The organism is Streptomyces sp. DT190, from assembly GCF_049846985.1.
GTDB lineage: Bacteria > Actinomycetota > Actinomycetes > Streptomycetales > Streptomycetaceae > Streptomyces.
Map to the genome: position 1 here is coordinate 1 of NZ_JBNCNM010000065.1, position 691 is coordinate 691.

1 rRNA gene is annotated in these 691 nt (G+C 58.2%); it reads right to left on the reverse strand.

Going from position 1 to position 691, the window contains the following annotated elements:
- Positions 1-634, reverse strand: a 23S ribosomal RNA gene (locus ACPXCS_RS39600); the annotation flags it as partial.
- Positions 635-691: the final 57 nt, after the last annotated feature.

Here is a 691-nt window from a genome sequence, read left to right on the forward strand (position 1 = left end):
GTTCCGACGCTCCCACGGCTTGTAGGCACACGGTTTCAGGTACTATTTCACTCCGCTCCCGCGGTACTTTTCACCATTCCCTCACGGTACTATCCGCTATCGGTCACCAGGGAATATTTAGGCTTAGCGGGTGGTCCCGCCAGATTCACACGGGATTTCTCGGGCCCCGTGCTACTTGGGTGTCTCTCAAACGAGCCGCTGACGTTTCGACTACGGGGGTCTTACCCTCTACGCCGGACCTTTCGCATGTCCTTCGCCTACATCAACGGTTTCTGACTCGTCCTGCTGCCGGCAGACAGCAGAAGAGAGATCCCACAACCCCGCATACGCAACCCCTGCCGGGTCTCACACGTATACGGTTTAGCCTCATCCAGTTTCGCTCGCCACTACTCCCGGAATCACGGTTGTTTTCTCTTCCTGCGGGTACTGAGATGTTTCACTTCCCCGCGTTCCCTCCACTTGCCCTATGTGTTCAGGCAAGGGTGACAGCCCATGACGACTGCCGGGTTTCCCCATTCGGACACCCCCGGATCAAAGCCTGGTTGACGACTCCCCGGGGCCTATCGTGGCCTCCCACGTCCTTCATCGGTTCCTGGTGCCAAGGCATCCACCGTGCGCCCTTAAAAACTTGGCCACAGATGCTCGCGTCCACTGTGCAGTTCTCAAACAACGACCAGCCACCCATCACCCC